16 protein-coding genes are annotated in these 21,118 nt (G+C 72.9%); 3 read left to right on the top strand and 13 right to left on the bottom strand.

Translation table 11 applies throughout. The features are described 5' to 3' along the window. Window positions 1-87: 87 nt before the first annotated feature. Both DEJ47_RS10250 and DEJ47_RS10245 read right to left on the bottom strand, forming a co-directional pair. Window positions 88-1,113 carry a LacI family DNA-binding transcriptional regulator gene (locus tag DEJ47_RS10250; RefSeq protein WP_263398889.1) on the bottom strand — a complete coding sequence of 342 codons (1,026 nt, stop codon included), beginning with the start codon at window positions 1,111-1,113 and terminating at the stop codon, window positions 88-90. A gap of 25 nt (window positions 1,114-1,138) precedes the next feature. After that, entirely contained in the window at window positions 1,139-2,788 is a 1,650-nt protein-coding gene (locus DEJ47_RS10245; RefSeq protein WP_150167066.1) for a glycoside hydrolase family 13 protein, read from the bottom strand. A gap of 260 nt (window positions 2,789-3,048) precedes the next feature. On the opposite strand from DEJ47_RS10245, the gene DEJ47_RS10240 reads away from it, so the two are divergent. Beyond that, entirely contained in the window at window positions 3,049-4,716 is a 1,668-nt protein-coding gene (locus tag DEJ47_RS10240; RefSeq protein WP_398333656.1) for a SpoIIE family protein phosphatase, read from the top strand. On the opposite strand, the gene DEJ47_RS10235 is transcribed toward DEJ47_RS10240, so the two are convergent. The 7 genes from DEJ47_RS10235 to DEJ47_RS10205 form a co-directional block, all read right to left on the bottom strand. Next, the gene (locus tag DEJ47_RS10235) at window positions 4,694-5,209 is read right to left on the bottom strand and encodes a GNAT family N-acetyltransferase (protein WP_150167064.1); all 516 of its coding nucleotides are present in this window, start codon (window positions 5,207-5,209) and stop codon (window positions 4,694-4,696) included. The genes DEJ47_RS10240 and DEJ47_RS10235 overlap by 23 nt on opposite strands. Beyond that, window positions 5,206-5,895 (bottom strand): TetR/AcrR family transcriptional regulator, encoded by a 690-nt coding sequence (locus DEJ47_RS10230; RefSeq protein WP_150167062.1) that lies wholly within the window; start codon window positions 5,893-5,895, stop codon window positions 5,206-5,208. Before DEJ47_RS10230 ends, DEJ47_RS10235 begins: the two co-directional genes overlap by 4 nt. A gap of 66 nt (window positions 5,896-5,961) precedes the next feature. Next, window positions 5,962-7,032: a PDR/VanB family oxidoreductase gene (locus tag DEJ47_RS10225; protein ID WP_150167060.1), complete on the bottom strand. Its 1,071-nt coding sequence runs from the start codon at window positions 7,030-7,032 to the stop codon at window positions 5,962-5,964. A gap of 1 nt (window position 7,033) precedes the next feature. Beyond that, entirely contained in the window at window positions 7,034-7,948 is a 915-nt protein-coding gene (locus DEJ47_RS10220; RefSeq protein WP_150167058.1) for a metal-dependent hydrolase, read from the bottom strand. A gap of 58 nt (window positions 7,949-8,006) precedes the next feature. After that, a complete protein-coding gene (locus tag DEJ47_RS10215; RefSeq protein ID WP_223828296.1) occupies window positions 8,007-9,956 on the bottom strand; it encodes a hypothetical protein in 1,950 nt (649 codons plus the stop codon). Window positions 9,957-9,991: 35 nt separating this feature from the next. Next, on the bottom strand, window positions 9,992-10,495 hold the full coding sequence (locus tag DEJ47_RS10210) for a tetratricopeptide repeat protein (protein WP_150167054.1): 504 nt from the start codon (window positions 10,493-10,495) through the stop codon (window positions 9,992-9,994). Between the two features lie 50 nt (window positions 10,496-10,545). Beyond that, entirely contained in the window at window positions 10,546-13,677 is a 3,132-nt protein-coding gene (locus DEJ47_RS10205) for an alpha-N-acetylglucosaminidase (protein WP_150167052.1), read from the bottom strand. Window positions 13,678-13,788: 111 nt separating this feature from the next. Between DEJ47_RS10205 and DEJ47_RS10200 the strand changes: the two genes are divergently transcribed. Further along, entirely contained in the window at window positions 13,789-14,217 is a 429-nt protein-coding gene (locus DEJ47_RS10200) for a hypothetical protein (RefSeq protein WP_150167050.1), read from the top strand. 19 nt (window positions 14,218-14,236) lie between these two features. Here DEJ47_RS10200 and DEJ47_RS10195 read toward each other — a convergent pair whose 3' ends face one another. The 3 genes from DEJ47_RS10195 to DEJ47_RS10185 all read right to left on the bottom strand — a co-directional run bounded on the left by DEJ47_RS10195 (window position 14,237) and on the right by DEJ47_RS10185 (window position 17,586). Next, complete coding sequence (locus tag DEJ47_RS10195) at window positions 14,237-15,613, bottom strand: DUF1996 domain-containing protein (RefSeq protein ID WP_150167048.1); 1,377 nt, start codon at window positions 15,611-15,613, stop codon at window positions 14,237-14,239. A gap of 63 nt (window positions 15,614-15,676) precedes the next feature. Then, window positions 15,677-16,330 carry a LuxR C-terminal-related transcriptional regulator gene (locus tag DEJ47_RS10190; RefSeq protein WP_150167046.1) on the bottom strand — a complete coding sequence of 218 codons (654 nt, stop codon included), beginning with the start codon at window positions 16,328-16,330 and terminating at the stop codon, window positions 15,677-15,679. Beyond that, a complete protein-coding gene (locus DEJ47_RS10185; RefSeq protein WP_398334521.1) occupies window positions 16,315-17,586 on the bottom strand; it encodes a sensor histidine kinase in 1,272 nt (423 codons plus the stop codon). The genes DEJ47_RS10190 and DEJ47_RS10185 overlap by 16 nt, the downstream gene beginning before the upstream one ends. 259 nt (window positions 17,587-17,845) lie before the next feature. Here DEJ47_RS10185 and DEJ47_RS10180 point away from each other — a divergent pair, with 259 nt between their 5' ends. After that, window positions 17,846-20,029: an MMPL family transporter gene (locus DEJ47_RS10180; RefSeq protein ID WP_190415356.1), complete on the top strand. Its 2,184-nt coding sequence runs from the start codon at window positions 17,846-17,848 to the stop codon at window positions 20,027-20,029. Between the two features lie 62 nt (window positions 20,030-20,091). On the opposite strand, the gene DEJ47_RS10175 is transcribed toward DEJ47_RS10180, so the two are convergent. After that, complete coding sequence (locus DEJ47_RS10175; protein ID WP_150167043.1) at window positions 20,092-21,075, bottom strand: NAD-dependent epimerase/dehydratase family protein; 984 nt, start codon at window positions 21,073-21,075, stop codon at window positions 20,092-20,094. Window positions 21,076-21,118 lie beyond the last annotated feature (43 nt).

The following is a 21,118-nucleotide window of genomic DNA, read 5'->3' as shown; positions in this document are numbered from 1 at the left end:
TCGACCGATCATCCCTTGGTCGGGTTCGGACCGCATTCTCTACGCCGCAGGAAGGAGAGCCCGTCCCTCAAGTGGCCCCGGAGGGCCCTAGGGGCGCCCGGGACCCGAGGCGGTTGAACCTCGAACGACCAGTTCGGGCATGAAGACGAACTCGCCGGGCGGCGCGGGGGTGCCGCCGATCTCTTCCAGGAGCGTGCGCACCGCGGCCTGGCCCATGGCGGGCACCGGCTTGCGCACCGTGGTCAGCGGCGGGTCGGTGAACGCGATCAGCGGCGAGTCGTCGAAGCCGACCACGGAGATGTCGTCCGGCACCTCCAGGCCGCGCCTGCGCGCCTCCCGTACCGCACCCAGCGCCATCATGTCGCTGGCACACGCCACAGCCGTGCAGCCGCGGTCCAGGAGCGCCGAGGCGGCGGCCTGACCGCCTTCCAGGGTGTACAGGGAGTGCTGGACTAGTTCCGTCTCGACGGTGGCGGGGGAGAGGTCCAGCTGGTCCCGCATCGTGCGGACGAAACCCTCGATCTTGCGCTGCACGGGCACGAACCGCCGCGGGCCGAGGGCGAGACCGATGCGTGTATGCCCCAAGGAGACCAGATGGGTCACCGCGAGGCGCATCGCCGCGCGGTCGTCCGGCGAGACGCACGGCGCCTGCACCTTCGGCGAGAAGCCGTCCACGAGGACGAAGGGGACGCCCTGCGCGCGCAGCTGTTCGTAACGGTGCGTGTCGGCCGAGGTGTCCGCGTGCAGCCCCGAGACGAAGATGATCCCCGCGACCCCGCGGTCCACCAGCATCTCCGTGAGCTCGTCCTCCGTGGAACCGCCCGGCGTCTGCGTGGCGAGCACCGGCGTGTACCCCTGCCGGGTCAGCGCCTGCCCGACGACCTGTGCGAGCGCGGGGAAGATCGGGTTCTCCAGCTCCGGCGTGATCAGTCCGACCAGGCCCTCGCTGCGGCGGCGCAGCCGCACCGGGCGTTCGTAGCCGAGCACGTCGAGCGCGGCGAGCACGGACTGACGGGTGCCCGCGGCGACGCCCGGCTTGCCGTTGAGCACGCGGCTCACCGTCGCTTCGCTGACCCCCGCCTGGGCTGCGATGTCGGCTAGCCGTGCGGTCACAGGGTTGGACTGTACCGGTCGCCCCTCAGGCTGCCCACCAGACCGCCGAATCCGCCGGAAGCACCGCCCGCCCCGCGCCCGGCGCGATCTCCGTGCTGGCCAGGAGCGGCGTGCCGGGCGTCGGCAGCGCGACCGGCGACGAGGCGAGGTTCACCGTGCACACGAACGAACCCGCGGAGGTGGTGCGGCGGAACGCCAGCACACCGTCCGGCGCGGGCAGCCACGTGATGTCGCGGCCCGCGCCGAGCGCCGGATGCGCACGGCGCACGGCCAGCGCCCGCCGGTAGAACTCCAGCGTCGACGCAGGATCGCCCGTCTGCGCGGCCACCGACAAGCGCTTCCACGCGTCCGGCTGCGGCAGCCAGCTCGGACCGCCCTCGCGCGGCCCGAAGCCGAACGGGGCACGCTCCCCGGACCACGGCAGCGGCACCCGGCACCCGTCCCGCGTGCCGTCCTGCCCCGACCCGCGGAAGAACGCCGGGTCCTGCCGCACCTCGTCCGGCAGCTCCGTCACCTCCGGCAGACCCAGCTCCTCGCCCTGGTACAGGTACGCCGAGCCCGGCAGCGCCAGCATCAGCAGCGTCGCCGCCCGCGCCCGACGCAGCCCCCGCGCCTCGTCGCCGTCCGCGAAGCGCGTCGCGTGGCGTACGACGTCGTGATTGGAGAGCACCCACGTGGCGGGCGCGTCCACCGCGTTCATCGCGGCCAGCGACCGGTCGATGACGTCGCGCAGCGCGTCGGCGTCCCACCCCGTCGTCAGGTACTCGAAGTTGAACGCCTGGTGCAGCTCGTCGCGGCGCAGGTAGCGGGCGCTGCGCTCGACCGTCGGGGTCCACGCCTCGGCGACGGCGATCCGCCGCGCCCCGCCGTCCCGCCCGTACTCGTCGAGGATGTGCCGCCAGTCGCGGTAGATCTCGTGCACGCCGTCCTGGTCGAAGTACGGCACGGCCTGCTTGCCGAGCAGCTTGACCTGTTCCGGGTGACCGATGTCCGGCAGACCCGCCGCCTTGACGAGACCGTGCGCGACGTCGACGCGGAACCCGTCGACGCCGAGGTCGAGCCAGAACCGCAGCACGGACCGGAACTCGTCGTGGACGTCCGGGTGCTCCCAGTTGAAGTCGGGCTGTTCCGGCGCGAACAGGTGGAGGTACCACTCCCCGTCCTCGACGCGCGTCCAGGCCGGGCCGCCGAACACGGACTCCCAGTCGTTCGGCGGGAGTTCGCCGCCCGCGCCCCGGCCGGGGCGGAACAGGAAACGCTCGCGGGCCGCGGAACCCGGGCCCTCGCGCAGCGCCCGCACGAACCACTCGTGCCGGTCGGAGCAGTGGTTGGGCACGATGTCGACGATGACGCGCAGACCGAGCGCGTGCGCCTCGCCGATCAGGCCGTCGGCGTCCGTGAGCGTGCCGAACATCGGGTCGACGGCGCGGTAGTCCGCCACGTCGTACCCGGCGTCGGCCTGCGGCGACGCGTAGAAGGGGGAGAGCCACACGGCGTCCACGCCCAGGTCGCGCAGGTACGGCAGGCGGGCCGTGATGCCGGGCAGATCGCCCATGCCGTCGCCGTTCGCGTCGGCGAAACTGCGCGGATAGACCTGGTAGATGACGGCGTCGCGCCACCACTCCCCGGCGGGCGAGGACTCGGTGGCGGGCGCGGAGGTGGCGTTCTGGGTCATGGAGTCCCTCAGGACGGGTGCGGAGGTCGGCTTCTCCGGTGAGAACGCCCGGCGGAACACGAAGGTCACGAGGGCGCGAGGGCACCTGGGGGCGGGCGGGAAATTCTATCGCCAAGGTCCTTGTCCGCGAGGAAAGTTCCTGGATCTTCACTGATCCCGGTCGTGGGAGCGCCATCATCTCCCGCCGCGCGCCCCGGAACGCTAACTTGGTCGGGCAGGCCCGCGGGGGGTCTGCCCCACCAGCCCCAAAGGGGCCCTGTGTGACCGTGAACGCCAAGGCAGGCAGCACGATCCTGGTGGTGGACGACGTCGCCGCCAGCCGTTACGCACTCGGTGCGGTCCTGCGCAGGGACGGCCACCGCGTCGTCCTCGCCGCCAGCGCGGGCGAGGCCCTGATCGAACTCGACGTGCGCCGACGCGCCGGCGAACTGCCGGACGTGGCGCTCGTCGACGTCGGCCTGCCCGACATGAGCGGCTTCGAACTGTGCCGCAGGCTGAAGGAGACACCGCCGTTCGCCGCCCTGCCCGTCGTGCACTTCTCGGCCGCCCGGATAGCCCCCGCCGACCGGTGCCTGGGTCTCGACGCGGGCGGCGAGGCCTATCTGACGGTGCCCGCCGAACCGGAGGAGATCCAGGCCGTCGTGCGCGCCGCGGCCCGCGGCGCACGCCACCGCAGCGACGCCGAGGCACAGGCCGGACACCTCACCCGGCTCGCCGAGACGATCCTCGACGTCCAGTCTGCCCGCTGCCCCCGCGAACTCGCCGACGCCGCCGCGGCCGGCACCGCCCGCCTCAGCGACGGCCCCGCCGCGGCCTTCGTCATCGCCGACGACGGCGAACTCCACCGCAGCCTGTCCCGGCGCAGGACCGCCGCCTCCCTGCCCGACGAGGGCGCGCACGACACGGTGGTGCGCCTGATCCAGCGCGGCATGGCAGGCCAGACCGGCGTCCGCGAGACCGTCGTACCCGCACCCGTGTGGCCCGCCGGCTTCTTCCACGCCGAGCCGTCCGACGGCGGGGAACGCCCCGTCGGCGCCCGCCTCACCCTGGCCCGCGCCCGCGAAGGGTCCGCGCCCGTCTGCCTCGCCACACCCGTGTACGACCGAGACCCCGCACCCGGCACCGGACGGTTCGTGGGGCGTCTCGCCCATGCCACCGCCGTCGCCGCCGAACGACTGCTGATGTACGAGGTGGAACGCCACATCGCCCTCACCCTCCAGCGCAGCTTCCTGCCGGCGCACGTCCCACAGACCCCCGGCACCGAAGTCGTCGTCCGCTACGAACCCGCCTCACGCGACACCGAGATCGGCGGCGACTTCTACGCCTCGCTCACCACATCCCAGGGGCTCCTCACCGGCATCGGCGACGTCGTCGGCCACTCCCTGGACGCCGCCACCGTCATGGTCGAGATCCGGCACGCGCTGCGCGCCTACTGCATCGAGGACCCCGACCCGCGCACACTCGCCGAACGCCTCGACGGCATGCTGCAGCGCTACCACCCCGAGGTGACCGCCACCCTCTGCCTGGCCCTCGTCGACCCCGCCACCGGCCACACCCGCGTCGCCAACGCCGGACACATCCCGCCCCTCGTCGTCACCGACGACGGCACCGCCACCTACCTCAAGGCGAAGGGCCCACTGCTCGGCCTCGGCCTGGACAGGCCGCCGCCCACCGAGACGGTCCTGCGCCGCACCGACCGGCTCCTCATGGTCACCGACGGACTCATCGAGACCCGCGGCACCGACCTCGCCGTATCCATGGAGCACCTGCGCACGGTCGCGGCCGGAGCGCCCCTCGGCGTCACGGCCCTCTGCGACACCCTGCTCGCCTGCCTGGGCCACAACCGCGAGGACGACATCGCCCTCCTCGCCATGCGGCTGCGGCAGAGCGACACGCCCCGTACGCCTAGCCGAGCGGCCTCTCCATGAGCAGCACGCCGTACGGGGTGCCGTCCGCCGCGAGCTTGTCCGTGAGTTCGCCGACGACCGCGTAACCGGCCTCTTCGTAGTACGTGCGCAGGCGGGGGCTCGTCACCATGACGTCCAGGCGGCACAGTTCACGGCCCGCCGCCGCGATGCGGCGCTCCGCGTCCCGCAGCAGCGCGCGGCCCGTCCCCGCGGGCGCTCCTGGCCGCGCCATCAGCCGGTGCACGTACCCGGCGACCGGCGGCCGCGCGCCCCACGCCTGCTCGTCCGACCACCACAGTTCGTACGCGCCGAGGACGCCGGAACCGTCGTACGCGAGCCACGCCTCCGCCGTCGACGAGCCGATCACCCGCTCGAAGTGCCGCTCGTCCTTGGCGCCGGACTTCCACTGGTCGATGCCGTGGTCCAGCATCCAGTCGACCACGTCTTCGTACAGCCCCGCCAGGGTCGCCGTGTCGCCGATGTCCGCGCGGCGGCAGGTCAGTTGCGCTGTCATGGGGCCAGTGTCGCAAGCCGTTCCAGGAGTTCCGCGAAGGGGCCGTCCGGCGGCTCCGACGCGAGGACCTCGCGCAGCAGCGTCGCCATGCCCTCGTCGTAGGCGGCGCTCACCGCGGCGAGGGCGGCGAAGTCGTGCACCAGCTGGAGCTCCAGCTCCGCGCGGGGGATGCGTCGGCCGTCCAGCCAGATCAGCGCCGTCGACTCGGCCAGCGAGATCCAGGATCGCACGACGAGTTCGAGCCGGGCGGAGGGCTCGGTGACGTCGAGCTGGAACAGCACCTGCTCGTACGCCGCCTGGCGCACCGAGTCGACCAGCGCGTTCGTCGTCGAGGAGCCGACGGCGGGGCCGCCCCGCATCAGCGCCGAGAAACCGGGCCCGTGGTCGTCGACGAAGGCGAAGAAGCGGCCCATGACCCGCAGCAGCCGCGCCCCGGGCGGGCCCTCGCGGGGCTCCACGAACCGCCCCGCCAAGTCGTCCGCCGCCCGGCGCAACGCCGCCTCGTACAGGCTGAGTTTGCCGGGGAAGTAGTGGTAGACCAGCGGACGCGAGATGCCCGCGGCCGCCGCTATCTCGTCGATGGACACGTCGTCGGGCGAGCGGTTGCTGAACAGGTCGAGCGCGACCCCGATCAACTGCTGCCGCCGCTCCTCGACACCCATCCTGCGGCGCACCCCGGTTGTCATGCGAACACCTTACCGAGCAGAACCGGCCCCGCGACCGGCCGGTCCGTGTCCGTTCCGGCGTCCGGCTCACATGTCGAGGACGAGCCGCTCACCGCGCGCCCGCGAGACGCAGATGAGCATCGAGCCGGTCCGCTCGTCATCGGTGAGCAGTTCGTCGCGGTGGTCGATCTCCCCCTCCACGACACGCTGTCGGCACGTCCCGCAGAAGCCCTGTCGGCAGCTGTACGGGGTGTCGGGCAGCTCGGCGCGGACCGCGGCGAGCACGGTGGTGTCGGCGGCGACCGCCACCGTACGTCCGCTGCGCCGCAGCTCCACCTCGAAAGCGGTGTCGCCTTCGGTGGAGGTGCGTGGCGTGAACCTTTCCACGTGGAGGGAGCAGCCGTCGGGCAGGGCGGCGGCGACGGCGTCCATCAGCGCCTCGGGCCCGCACACGTGGACGGCTGCCCCGGGCGGTGTCCCGTCCAGGAAGGCGGCGACATCCGGCAGTCCGTCCTCGTCCTGGGCGACCACGGTGACGCGCCCGCGCCCCGCGCCGCCGAGCTTCTCCACCTCTTCCAGGAACGGCATCGACGCCCGCGACCGCCCGCCGTACAGCAGCCGCCACGGCGCGCCCGCCGCCTCGACGGCCCGCAGCATCGGCAGGACCGGCGTGATCCCGATGCCGCCCGCCACGAAGACGTACGACGCCGCGACGGCCAGCGGGAACCGGTTGCGCGGCCCGCGCACCTCGACCACGGCGCCTTCGCGGAGCTGCTCGTGCACCTCGCGCGAACCGCCCCTGCCGCCCTGCTCCGCCGTGATCAGGCGGGTCGCGACGGTGTACGAGGACGTGTCCTCGGGGTCGCCGCAGAGCGAGTACTGCCGCACGAGCCCCGAGGGCAGCACCAGGTCGAGGTGGGCGCCGGGCAGCCAGCCGGGCAACCGGGCGCCCTCCAGGCGCAGTTGGACGACGCCGTCGGCGACCTTCTCGTGCCCGGCCACGCGGAGCCGCAGCGCCCGGGAGCGGGGCTGCCCCGAGACGGGCTCCTCCAGGGCGGGCAGCGGCCACAGCGGGGAGACCGCGATGCGGCGGCGCAGGGCACGCCGGGCGAGCAGGGCGGCGCCCGCGGCGAGGGCGACGGTGCGGATGCGGGGCATGTCAGGCGGTCCCCTTCTCGGCGGCGAGCGCGGCGACGGCCGCGGGCGAGGACGCGAGATAGGCCACGGCCTGCTCGGTGCTGCCCTCCTGCGAGGGGTGGTAGGCCCGGCTGAGGTAGCGCGGGATGGAGCGGATCATGTCGCCGGTGGAGGGCAGCGTGCCCGCCTTGCCGCTGCGGTGGAAGTCCTTGAAGGACGCCTTCCCGTCGACGAGCGTCGGGTCGTTCTCCATGAAGAACCGCGCCCCGCGCTGCCAGAGGAAGACCAGCGCGGTGAACGCCGTCGCCCACGTCCTGACCCGGCGCCCATAGCCGCCGTCGACGTGCATGAACAGCTCGAAGGCGACGGAGCGGTGCTCGACCTCCTCAGCGCCGTGCCAGCGCAGCAGATCGAGCATGGTGGGGTCGGCGCCCCTGCGGTCCAACTCCTGCGCGTTGAGGACCCAGTTGCCGAGGAACGCGGTGTAGTGCTCGATGGCCGCGATGATCGCGACGCGTTCCATCAGCCACCACCGGCGCGCCTTGCCGGGCGGCAGCGTCCGGTCGCCGAGCAGCTTCTCGAAGAGCCAGTCGACCTGCGCGGTGTACGGCGTCGGGTCGAGACCCTGCTCCTTGAGGTGCGGCAGGACCTCGTCGTGCGCCTGCGCGTGCATGGCCTCCTGGCCGATGAACCCGATGACGTCCTCGCGCAGCCGCTCGTCGCGGATGAGCGGCAGGACCTGCTTGTAGACGTGCACGAACCAGCGTTCGCCCGCGGGCAGCAGCAGATGCAGCACGTTGATGGTGTGCGTGGTGAACGGGTCGTCGGGGAGCCAGTGGAGCGGGGTGCTCTCCCAGGCAAAGGAGACGTTGCGTGCCTTGAGCGCTATGTGCTCGGACGCGACGGGCTCGGGCGCCCGGCTCTGCGTATTAGACATGGCGTCAATGTACTGATGGGTAGTTCGGGGGTACAGGGGTCTGCGCGGGTGAGTTCGGTCAGCGGAGCGTGTTCACCTTCGTCCCGTCGGCCAGCGTGCCGCTGAGCCGCGCCTTCGCGGTCCGCTCGCTCCGTACGGCGAGGACGTTGCCCGCCGTGCGCTCGCCGCCGGACCCGGTGACGGACGTGACGTTCTTGCTGCCCGCGCCGAGGAGGTACCAGGAGCCGGCCCGTGACTTCCACAGGACGCCCGCGAGGACCTTCGGGTCGCGGCTGCCGCAGGCGGGGGAGTCCTCGGCCTTGGCGGCGACGGCGCCCACGGGCCCGTCGGCGGTCTGGAACTGGGCGAGGATCCGGCTGCCCTCGCCGCTCCAGGTGTCGGCGCGGGTGCAGACCCAGTCGGCGGCGCCGTTGGCCTCGGGCAGAATCTGACGGGCGTACGTCCACGCGTTCACGGTGCGGACGCCGTGCGAGCGGACCGTGGCCAGGGAGCATGCGGACTTCGACCACTCGGCGGCCGTGGCCTCGCGCGGGGCCTGCGGGCGGCCCGCCGTGAGATGCGCGGGGACGAGCTCGCCGAGGTCGGTCGTCAGGCGCGCGGCCCCGGTGTGGTCGCGCAGCCGCAGCGCGTTCCACGACGTGCAGGCGCCGGTCTGCGCGGGGCCCGCGAACGGGTCGGTGACGCCGTCGGCGGAGCGCCGCACCGCCACGGGCTTCGCGGCAGGCTTCAGGAGGTCCTGCACGCCCACCGAGGTGATCCACGGGGCGGTCAGATAGCGGATGTTGCCGTCGGCGCGGTCGACGACGACGGCGTTCGCCTCCGTGCCGGTCGCGCCGTCCACGCGGGCGAAGTCGAGCGCCGCGCCACCGGTGCCCTCCTTCGGCTCGGCGTACCGCACGATGCGCAGTCCGTCGTAGAGCAGCACCACGCGTGCGGAGTCGACCTCACCGGCGTAGAGCAGCCGGGCGGGTCCGGGCGGCGCCCCGGCGGGGGTGCCCGGGGTCGCGGAGACCTGCACGGACTCGCCGGGGCGCGCCCACACGGCCAGGGCGCGACGGAGCAGTTCCTTGTCGCCGATGAGGTCGCCGCGCGCGGGCCACATGGAGAAGTCGGTCCGGGCGGAACGTTTCCACGCCCCCGCGGCCGCCGTCGTCAACTGGCCCGGATCGAGCGCGGCTTGTCCCGCGGGGTTCTGCGCGTAGGGCGGCGCGGCGGCGCCGTCGGGTCCCCAGCCCTCGCCCGGCAGCCCGAGGAGCGCCCCGCACACCAGGACGGCGGCGGCCGCGACACCCGCGGCCTTCATGTGCTGCCTGCGCCGCATCAGGTCGGTCGGCCGCGCCTGCAGGGAGCAGGGGTCGAACTCGGGGGACGCCAGCAGGTCGTACCGCGCCTCGACCTCGTCGGCCTCGTCCAGGGCGTCCTCGGGGTCGTCGCAGCCCGCGGCTGCGAGCACGGCACCCACGCCGGCGTCGTCCAGCGCTTCGAGACCCCGCAGGACGTAGGCGGCGCGGGCGGCGCCCGACAGGGTGGAAAGCCGCTGATCCAGAGCGAGCTCGTCGGATCCTCCCGAGCGTGGGAAGAGCCGGAGACCGCGCACCTGCGGCAGCAGCGGCGGCAGTTGGGCGCGCTTGGGCCACGCGTTCCACCGCAGGGGGACACTGGCGTCGAGGGCGCCGCGCAGCACTTGGAGCCGCATGTACGCGTAGGCGGGGTCGCCGAGCGCCCGCGCCCTGCCGCCCTCACCGGCCTGGCCGCCACCTCCGCCCCGCTGTCCGGGGACGGCGGCCTCGCCCGTTCTGCGGCTGCGCGGCAGGGCGCGCTGGGTGAGGGCGTGGGCGGTCAGGACCCGGCGGTTGCGGCCGAGGCTCGGCGGCAGCACCAGGTAGGCGAGCCGGACGAGCCGCGGGTAGTGCTCGACGAGGGCGGCCTCGGCCTGCTCCACGTCGACCACCGGGGTGGGGCGGCTGGACTTCGGGGACTTCGACGGAGACTGCACATTCGACGACACGTTCAACAAAACGAGCGAATCGTCGGATGGTCACCTCATGCCGGTGTGTCGGCCACGAGTGCGCGGGCGTAGTTGGCCATGGAGCGCTGGTAGCGGGGGAGGTGCGGGGCGAGGGCCTCGAGCACGAGGGCGAGGCCCTCGCGCTCCCTGCCGAGGCTGGCCAGGCACAGCGCGAGACAGGCACGCACCGCGTCGTCCAACTCGTCGCCCGGCTCGTCCAGTTCCGCGGTGAGCAGGGCGGCACCCTCCTCGGCCCGACCCACGTTCCGCAGCGAACTCGCCAGCTGCACGGCCGTACGCCGCCTGCGGTATCCGTCGAGCCCGCGCTCCAGGGCTTCCTGGTAGAGGGGCACGGCGCGGTCCGAGTGCCCGGTGGAGTCGAAGGCGCAGGCCCGCTCGAAGGGCCCCACGGGGTCCCCGTCGGGCAACTCGTCGACGAGCCGGTCGATCACCGCCCGGAACTCCGCGCCGCCGTCCTCCCCGTAGGAGTCCAACGTCTCCCAGGCCGCCGCGACCCGCTTCTCCCAATCCGTGTCCATCCCGCCAGCCTGACACCGCCCGCCCCACCCGTCACGTCCTTTTCCCGGCGCTACCCGAGCCGCCAGCCGCTGAACTCCACCGTTCCGCGCCCTCCGTCACCTCCGTTCGTCGCGCTCATGAACAACCCCACGTCCTGCACGGCCGCGGCCCCCGGCACCGGCACCGTCGCCACCGTCCGCCACGTCGCGCCGTCGTCCGTCGAGCACGCCCCCGTGAAGGAGTCCCCGGAGCGGGAGAGCCGGAGCAGCACCGGCGCCGTGATGCCCGTGACGCGCTTGTACGTGTCGAGCGTGCCGTCGCCGTTCGTGTCGTAGGAGAGGACGACTCCGTTGGACGGCGTCACGGCCAGGTCGACGAAGCCCGGGGACAGCGGTGTCGCCAGGGAGTTGCGGGCGATCAGGCCCGCCCTGGCCCACGGGCCCGTGTCCGCCTGCCGGTCGACCCGCACCGTCACCGACACCCCGTCGCGCAGCGCCCCCTCGCGGTACAGCGTCCCGAACTCCGCCGTGCCCTTCCACAGGTCGGCGCCGCCCCCGTCGATCGCGTACCGCTCTCCCAACTGGCCGAACACCGCCGCGTTGTTCGTGTAGGTCCGCCACGCGTCGTCCACCGGGCCCGCCTCGTACAGCACGCCCTCGTGGACGGTTCGCACCCGCCGCTCGCCCGCGGGCCCGTACCGGACCGCGATCTCGTAGGGGAGCGGGCGCAGCGGGCGGTCCAGCGGGGTGTCCGGGGCGGAGGCCCGCCACGTGACCGTTCCCGTGCCCGCGGGAGGCACGCGTGGCAGGGACACGGGTCCCGTCGGCTCCGCCTCGATGCCCGTCAACGTGAAGTCGACGCGGCCCGTGGCACGGAGACCGTTGACGTTGCGGAAGGACGCCGTCAGGCGGGAGCGGCCCCCGGGCGGGACGGCGGGCGGGTCGGCGGTGATCTGCAGGCTGCCCTGGTACGGCGCCCGTGCGAGGACGTCCCGGACGCGGGAGGCGACGCGGTGGGGAGTGCCGCCGACGGGGCGCTGCGGATAGTCCTTGCGCTCCCGCGTCCACTTGTCCTCCATCGCGAACCAGTCCACCGGCTTCGGTGCCCGGTTCGCCGCGAGGGCGTCCGCCAGCTCGTCGAGCCACGTCTGCCAGCGCGGCACGTACAGGTCGGCGATGAGGCCTTGCCATTCGCGGTTGCCGTAGTCGTGCAGCCGGCCCGCGTCGGCCGTGGCGCGCTCGCCCCACACGGTGATCAGGACCTTCGCGGTCCGCTCGAACTCGGCGCGTTCCGCCTCCGTCGTCCCCATGCGGCGGGCGGCCGCGATCCACGGGCCGAGGAGGAACGCCGGGTGCGTGCCCGTCACCTCGTCCGAGAGCCGCATCAGCCGCAGCCACAGCTCCGCGAGCGTCCCGAACGTCCGCCGGTCCCGGCGTTCGTACGCCGTCCGCAGCTGCGGCAGGAGCTGGCGGCTGCGGTGGGCGAGCGCCTGCCGTGCGACGTCGACCAGGTCGTGGCGGTAGGCGCCGCTGTCCCGCAGCGGTCCCGCCACGCCGAGCAGCCCGGTGAGCGCGGCATCGAACCGCGCGGGGTCGTAGGTCAGCGCGCGCGGCGCGTACTCGGCGGCGCGGGCCGCCGCGAGGTCGGGGCGGGCGGCGAAGAGCGAGTCGTGCGGGTCGCTGCGTTCGACGGCGGTGTGCTGGTAGGCGGTCGCGTTCAGGGTGCGCCACGCGGACCGCGCGTCGGCGTCACGCCCGCCGTACCGGAAGTCGGCGTACGAGGAGAACCAGGCGGCCCGGTCCACCGGCCCCTTCGTCCACGCCAGCTCGGAGAAGAGCTCGAAGGCGGCCGGGTCGCGGTCCGTGGCCTCGGGCATGAAGGCGGTGCCGGTCAGGGCGCTGCCCGCTTTGTCGCGCCAGGCGAAGAACCGCTCGTTCCACAGGTGGGTGCGGGCGCCGATCGTCGTGCGCCCGCCGAAGTTGGGGATGGTCCCGAAGGCGTACGGGGTGCCGCCCCAGTCCTTCTCCCGGTCCGGCTCCTTCGCGTACCGGTCGGAGACGCCGTCGACGATCAGCATCCGCTTCTTGTCGACGGCGTCGAGCAGCGCGGGCAGCGGGTTGGCCTCCCAGCCGAGGATCACCCATGTGGCGTTCGGCCGCGCCGTGCGCAGGGCCGCCTCCACGCCGCGCGCCGCAGCCGGGACGGGCACGTCGCCCGCGGTGCCGCCCTCGTGCAGCAGGTCCATCTTGAAGAGGTCGGCGGGCCCGAAGAGCGCCTCCTGGTGGCGGTAGAAGGAGGCGGCGACCTTCGCGAACGCCGAGGTCCGCGGGTCGAGCCAGTCGGGCCGCTTGAACCCGTGCCAGACGCCCTGCGGGATGACGCGCGCGTCCCCGCCGTTGCGCTCGACGAACCCGTCGGGCACGTGCCCGTAGTAGCCCGGCAGGACCGGCGCGATGCCGAGGTCGCGGAGCCGCCGTACGATGCGCCGCCCCAACGCCGTGCGGTCCGCGATGAGTCGGTCGGAGAGCGGCCCGCCGTACCCGGAGAGGTTCTGCAGCAGCCACCAGGGCTGGTGCGAGGGCGCGGGCAGCCATGCTCTGGCCTCGGCGTCCGAGTAGCCGAACTCGGTGAGCACCTTCCGGTACACCGCCTCGGCACCCGCGATCACGAGGACCTCGTTGCAGCCGTGCAGGGCGAGCACGTCGATCATCCGCTCCCAGTACGCCCAGTCGGCGTACGGCGCGGTGTACCCGTCGTTCGTGTCGTTCAGGGCGAACCGGTGCGGGAGCGAGGTGCTGCGCGTCAGCGTCCTGGCCGGGGCGGGCAGCCTGCGCGGCAGGTCCAGTTGGCTGCCGTTCCAGGTGATGTGGGCCCCGCACACGTACTTCAGGTACCAGTGGACGCCGGTGAGGAGCACGGCGGGCGTCGTGCCGGACACCTCGATCCGGCCGGTCGTCCCGGTGACCTCGAAACGGTCCTCGCGGCCGCGCGCGGGGAGAAGTCCGAGGCGGAACTGTTCCGCGTGATGCGGCAGGAGTCTGTTGAGTGCCGAGCGCGCGGAATCCGTATCGAAGGCGGGGCCCGCGGCGGAATCCGCGGGCCCGTCGGCGGCGTGGGCCGGCAGCGGTACGCCGCCGACGGCGGCGCCGAGACCGAGGGCTCCCGCGGTGCCTAGCACCGTACGTCTGGACGGTTCGGACATGTGTACCCCCTGGGGAGACGGCTGCGGCGCACGGTATCCGGGCGGTCGACCGGCAACAACGGTGCATACGAGACAGGCGAGTTGAACTCGCCGGAAGAGGCTGGTGGGACGATGACGAGGACGGTCGGCGCGGCGCGGTGCGCGCTTTCGGGCATGGCTGCGGGAGCCCTGATGATGGTGATGGGATGCGGCTCGGGGGGTGACGGCACACCACGCACGGCGAGCGGCAGTCTTGAGCAGCTGGCGGCCGAGGCGGGGTGCAGGCCGGACGTCCGGACGGACGCGGCGGAGCTGCGCCAGGCCACCTGTCAGAACGGTGCCCGGCGCTACGTGCTCGTAACCTTTACAAACGCCCGTGGCCAGGCCGAATGGCTCGACGAGGCGAACGACTACGGCGGTACGTACCTCGTCGGCGGCAGCAGCTGGGTCGCCGTCGGCGCCGCCGACGACATCGCGGCGCTGCACGACCGCCTCGGCGGGACCGTGGTGGACGCCGCGGGAAGGCACGGCGGGAACCACCACGGCCACCCCGAGGGGTGAGAACCGCCCAAGGGGGTCGTCAGGTGCAGCGCCGGCCGGAGTTGATGCACTGGGCGACGCGGCGCATCAGCCGCTCGTCGAAGACGTTGATGAAGTCGCCGTGGTCGGTGACGGGCTTGTGCAGCTGCTCGGGGAACGAGTCGACGGCGAAGCCGGGGCCCGGCGGCACGTCGTACACGATGCGCTGCACCAGCTGCGGCACGGCCCGGAAGCCGCGCGGGCAGGCGCCGGTCCGCGGGTCGGCGAAGGCGACGTGGGTGCGGTGGTTGGCGCTGTCGGTGTTCCGGCCGTCCCAGCAGCTCTGGAAGTTGAACGTACGGACCACCTTGCTGCCCCGGGGGCAGATCGGGTACTTGTCCTTCAGCTGCCGGTTCTCGAAGCCGGTGCAGCTCCACGACGCGTTGGCGTTGGCGTCGCCGTTGGTGAACGCCTTGGCGTCACCGGTGATGATGCGCAGGAAGCGCGGCATCGCGACGACCTTGCCCACCGGGTTCCCCGTGAACTTCAGCGACACGGATGCGGGTGTCTGGATCTCGCCGACGTTCTGGTCCTTGCCGCCGCCGTCGGCCTGCGCGTCGTCCTCGTCCTCACCGTTCTGCAGGCGCAGGACGGGCCAGTAGTACGTCGACTTGTCGCCCTGGTTCCGGCAGCTCGTCCGCCCGTTCGCGAGATCGTCGTCGTCGGAGAAGGCGTCCGTGGCCTGGTTGCCCACGTAGTCGTGCATGTGGTGGGCGCCGTTGCTGACACCGGGCGCGACGATGACGTTGTCCGGGTTGAACTTCCCGTTCTCGTTGCGGCCGCACTGGGTGGTGAAGGTGCCGCGCGAGGCGTTGCGGCCGTTGCGGGGGCGGTTGACGTTGGGGCGGACGGACCGGATCTCGACGAAGTCGTCGGCTTCGGGTCCGTTGGTGGACGCGTTCTGTTCTCCCGAGTCCTCCTGTTGTTCTCCTGCCTCCTCCTGGTCGTCGGCGCGCAGCGTGCAGGGCGCCATGCCGTCGAGGCCCGCGGGGCGGGCGCCGGACCGGTCCAGGGTGTCCGAGATGCCGCCGAGGGTCTCCCTGCGCTTCTCCTCCAGGGGGCCGAGCAGGGACTCCTTGTCCCGCGTCCGCTCGAACTGCCCGTACGCGTCCGTGATCTGGCTGTCCAGGTCGGCGAGCTGCCGGTCCACCTCGCCGCGCGCGGCCTCCGGCACCTCCGGCAGCTGATTGCCCACGTCCGGGCAGCTGATGGTCGCCAGCTGCTGCCCGGCACTCTGTGGCGGGGGCTGATCCGTGCCCTCCTCGGCGTTCGCGTAGACGTTCACGGCGACCAGGCCGCCGCCGCCCATGATTACCGCTGCGGACGCGGCGACCACGCGCCGCGCCAGCCTTGATCGTTTTCGTGAGGTACGTCCCATGGGGCTACATACGCATCAGCGACCCACCGCGTTCAGGCGCACCCCCGATGCACCGGAGGGTGTTCAGCGCCCCTGGTCGAGATAGGCGAGGACCGCGAGGACCCGGCGGTTGTCGTCGTCGGAGACCGCCAGGTCCAGCTTCCCGAAGATGTTGGACGTGTGCTTCGCGATGGCCCGCTCCGTGACGACGAGCTGCGCCGCGATCGCCGCGTTCGACCGGCCCTGCGCCATGAGTTCGAGGACCTCGCGCTCGCGCGGGGTGAGCGCGCCGAGCGGTTCGTCGGCGGCGGACCGCCGGGACAGGAGCTGCTGGATGACCTGCGGGTCCATCGCGGTGCCACCCGCCGCGACCCGCCGCACGGCGTCGACGAACTGCGCCGCGTCGAAGACCCGGTCCTTGAGCAGATAGCCGACGCCACCGTTCCCGTCGGCGAGGAGCTCGCGCGCGTACAACTGCTCCACGTGCTGCGAGAGGACCAGGACGGGCAGCCCGGGGCGGGCCCGGCGCGCGGCGAGCGCGCACTGCAGACCCTCGTCCGTGTGGGACGGCGGAAGCCGGACGTCGACCACGGCGACGTCCGGCTGCAACTCCTCCAGGGCCTTGGCCAGTTCGGGCCCGCTCTCCACGGCGGCCGCGATCTCGAAGTCGAACGCCTCCAGCATCCGCACCAGGCCGTCACGGAGCAGGAAGAGGTCTTCGGCTAGGACAACACGCAAGGGATCTCCATGGTCACCATGGTCGGGCCGCCCGCGGGACTGCTGACGGCCAGTACGCCGTCGAATGTACCGAGCCGGCGTTCGATGCCGCTCAGCCCGGAGCCCGCCCCGGCGACCGCGCCGCCCTTGCCGTTGTCGGTGACGGCGATGCGCAGCATGCCGTCGGCGTGGTGCATGTCCACCCAGACGCGGTCGGCGCCCGAGTGCTTGATCGCGTTGGTCAGGGACTCGCTGACCGCGAAGTACGCGGCCGACTCGACCGGCGCCTCCGCACGGCCAGGCAGCTCCACGTCGACCTCGGTGGGCAGCGGCAGGCGCAGCGCGAGGGCCTTGACGGCGTCGCCGAGACCGCGTTCGGCGAGGACCGGCGGGTGGATGCCGCGGACCAGGTCGCGCAGTTCGGTCAGGGCCTCGCCGGAGTTCTGCCGGGCCTTGACGATCAGCTCCTTGGCCTTCGCCGGGTTGGTCTCGATCATCGCCTCGATGGTGCCGAGGTCCATGCCCACGGCGACCAGGCGGGCCTGTGCGCCGTCGTGCAGGTCGCGCTCGATGCGGCGCAGCTCGGCGGCGGAGTTGTCGACGGCGTCGTGCCGGGTCTCGGTGAGCCGGTCCACCCGCCGCGCCAGGGCGCGCTCCCGCATCCGCGCGGTGGGGGAGAGGCAGGCGCGGGCGAGGAGGAAGTGCCCGTGTACGAGCGCGGGGTTGACGAAGACCGCGAGGATGAAGAAGCCGGTGCCGAGCAGCGCCGCCTGGTCGGCGGTGTCCTGCGAGGTGACGTGGATGAACGCGAACCACTCGCCGCCGCCCGCCTCGTAGATCGGCTTCCACACGCCGGCGGCGAGCACCCAGCCGTACACCATGTAGAGCACGAGCGAGGGCGCGAGGACCGCGACGACCGGCGCCACGGTCATGTTGACCAGCAGCCACTGGAGGTCGCGCCAGGTCGCCGGGTCCTTCAGCATCAGCGAGCAGCGCTCCACCTGCCCGGTGACGCCGCCGCGCAGGTCGGGCGGGAAGGGCCGGTAGGCGTGCGGGATGGTCACGCCCGACCACGACCCGGCGAGGCCGCGGTAGGTGTTGGCGTACGAGCGCAGCAGCATGAGGACCGCCGGCGTCGTGAAGACGCCGATGCCCAGCAGGATGAACGCGATCGACAGCACGGAGAACACGAAGAGGACGATCGAACCCACCAGCGCGAAGATCGTGAGGAAGAGGCCGCGCACCCCCGCGACCACCGCGTCCTTGAGCCTCTTCATGGTCATCCATCCCTCTCGTCACACCGTGGGTCCGGTCGCGTTCCGTGCGTCCGGCACGGTCACATCTTCGCCGTTGACCGCAGGGCGAGTCATTGGGCCCTCCACCCGGCCGGGGGTGTACCTGACGACACCCCCCGGCCTCGCCCTGCGTGCCGACGAGAGGGGGCCTCGGCGGCTGGGGCGCGCGGCCCCCGATTCCTAGCGTGAGTCACGTCTTATCCGACGCATACTCACGCAGACTTGATGGGGGCGAAGCGCCATGAGGCGGAACCTCGCGGCACGACTCGGTGTGTGGAGCGCACACCACCGGAAGACGGCCGTTCTCGGCTGGCTGGTCTTCGTGGTCCTGGCCACGGTCATCGGCGGGGCCACCGGCACGGTCACCGCCTCCGACGAGGAGATGGGCGTCGGCGACTCGGGCCGCGCCGCCGAGATCCTGAAGGACGCGGGCATCGACGAGCCGGCCGGCGAGCTCGTCCTGGTCGGCGCGCGCACCGCCGACGGATGGCGGGACGCGGCCGCCGACCTGTCGCAGGCCCTGGACGCGACCGGCGAGGTACGCGGCCTCAAGGCGCCGCTGCCCTCCGAGGACGGCAAGGACGCGCTGCTCCGGTTCGAGATCAAGGGGGCGTCGGACGAGGCCGTCGACCGCGTCCAGCCGGTCCTCGACGCCGTGGCGAAGGCGCGGGCGGACGGCGAGGCGCGCGGCATCTCCGTCTACCAGTTCGGCGACGCGAGCTCCGAGAAGGAGCTGTCCGACCTGCTCGCCGACGACTTGAAGAAGGCCGAGTTCACCGCCGTGCCGCTGGCGCTCGGCATCCTCCTGATCGCCTTCGGCGCGGTGGTCGCCGCACTGCTGCCGGTGGGACTCGCGCTCACCGCGTGCGTGGCGGCGTTCGGGCTGCTCTCGCTGGCCAGCCACCAGTTGCACCTGTTCGAGACGACGTACTCCGTGATGTTCCTGATGGGCCTCGCGGTCGGCGTCGACTACTGCCTCTTCTACCTGCGCCGCGAGCGGGACGAGCGCGCGGCGGGACGGGACGCGGAGACGGCCCTGCGGATCGCCGCCGCCACCAGCGGACGCGCCGTCCTCGTCTCCGGCCTCACCGTGATGGTCGCCATGGCGGGCATGTTCCTGTCCGGGCTGCTCCTCTTCAAGGGTTTCGCCGTCGCCACGATCCTCGTCGTGTGCGTGGCGATGCTCGGCTCGGTCACCGTCCTGCCCGCGCTGCTCGCCTGGCTCGGCGACCGCATCGACGCGGGCCGCATCCCGTTCCTGAACCGCCGCGCCAAGAAGGGCGCGCACGCGAGCGGCGGCCTGGCCGGGAAGGTGTTGCGTCCCGTCCTCGCCCGCCCGAAGTTCTTCGCCGTCGGCGCCACCGTCCTCCTGCTCGCCCTCGCCGCGCCCGCGCTCGGCATGAAGACGGAACAGCTCGGCCTGGAGAAGCAGTTCGGCTCCGACGCGCCGCTGTCCGTCGCGTACCAGGAGATCACCGACGAGTTCCCGGGCGGCCCCGCCCCGGCCCGCGTGGTCGTCGAGGCGGACGACATCGGTGCGCAGCCCGTTCGGGACGCGCTCGACGCGTTGACCCGCAAGGCCGGTGACGGCGCCGAACTCACCGTCCACGAGGCGGCGGGCGTCGCCGAGATCGCGGTGCCGCTGCCGGGCACCGGCACGGACGCCGAGGCGAAGAAGGCCCTGCACGAGCTGCGGGACGACACGGTTCCGGCCGCATTCGACGGGCTGGACGTGGAGGCGTACGTGGGCGGGGACCTGGCCTCGTCCGAGGACTTCGGCGACCAGCTCGGCAAGGGCATCGTGCCGGTCTTCGCCTTCATCACCGCCGTGACGTTCCTCCTGATGCTGTTCAGCTTCCGCTCCGTCGTGATCGCGGTGACATCGATCGCGCTGAACCTGCTGTCGGTGGGCGCCGCCTACGGCGTCATGACCGCCGTCTTCCAGCACGGCTGGGGCGCGGAGCTGATCGGCTCGGAGAAGGTCGGCGCCGTCGAGAACTGGATGCCGCTGTTCGTCCTCGTCGTCCTCTTCGGGCTCTCCATGGACTACCACGTGTTCGTGGTCTCCCGGATCCGCGAGTCCCGCGACCGGGGCATGGACAACCGCTCGGCGATCCATGAGGGCATCATGCGCACGGCGGGCGCCGTCACGGGCGCGGCCGTGATCATGGTGGCGGTCTTCGCGGTGTTCGGCACGCTGTCCATGCAGGACATGCAGCAGATGGGCGTGGGTCTGGGCGTGGCGGTCCTCCTGGACGCGACGGTGGTCCGCATGATCCTGCTGCCGTCCCTGATGACCCTCCTGGGCGAGCGCAACTGGCACACGCCGAGGTACCTGCGGTGGCTGCCGAAGACCGCCCACGAGGACGCGGAGCCGACCGCGCGACCGCACGCCTCCAACACCCCTGTACAGAGCGTCCGTTGACGCTCGCTCCGTACGCAGTGGGTCCCCGGTGCGGCATCGTCCGCACCGGGGACACCCCTCGTTCAGTCGAGGGCCTTCGCCTCCTTCTCGGGGGCCAGCCCGACGACCGGCCGGTCGGGCCGCTGCGGCGGCGTGCCGCCGATGGACCGCAGCCACTCCCACGTGTCCCGCACCGTCTCGGCGACCGGCCGGGTCCTGAGCCCCGCCGCGACCGCCTTCCGCGACGACGTCCGGTGCATCGTGTCGTGCAGCTCGCCCGGCGCCAGCCACACCGGCAGCTCCGACCACTGCTCGATACCGGCGTCGAGCACCACCCGCGGCTCCGTCCACCGCAGCGTCGCCTCCGGGCCCGCCACCTCCGCGCACGCGTCGAGGAGCTCACCCATCGTGATCCGCCCCATGGGACTGACCAGGTTGTACGCGCCGTGCAGCCCGTCGGCCGCCGCGTCGAGGACCCACTCGGCGAGGTCCCGCACGTCGACGTACTGGATGTCGAGGTCGCGCGGCCCGGGTGCGAGGACCGTGCCGCCGCGCGCCATCCGGTTCAGCCACCACGGCAGGCGTCCGATGTTCTCGTACGGGCCGAGGATGAGACCGGCCCGCGCGAGCACGGTCCGCTCCTCCCCGAACGCGGCGACCGCCGCGAGCTCACCGCCCCGCTTGTCCTCCGCGTACGCCGTCGCGTCCGCGTCGGGGTCGCCGTCCACCACGGGGAAGTTCTCGTCGGAGCCCGCCGCGCCGGGGTACCGGTACACGGAGCCGCTGGACACGTACACATACCGCCCCGCGCGTCCCGCGAGCAGCCGCGCCGCGTCCCGCACCGCCCGGGGCGCCGCCGACCAGGTGTCGACCACCACGTCCCACTCGCCGTCGGCCAGCGCGTCGAGGCCGCCCTCGGCGGTGCGGTCGCCGTGCACGGCACGGGTCCCTTCGGGCGGAGCGTGGTGACCGCGGTGGAAGACCGTCACGTCCCACCCGCGGGCGAGGGCCGCCTCGGTGACCGCACGCCCCACGAACTCGGTACCGCCCAGCATCAGAAGTCTCATGCCGGTGACTCTGCCCCGAAGGGCCCGGTCCTGTGAACCGGGT

Origin of the sequence: Streptomyces venezuelae (assembly GCF_008642355.1) — a bacterium.
In the GTDB taxonomy this organism is placed as follows: domain Bacteria; phylum Actinomycetota; class Actinomycetes; order Streptomycetales; family Streptomycetaceae; genus Streptomyces; species Streptomyces venezuelae_B.
This window is presented reverse-complemented; position numbering and strand designations above follow the sequence as displayed.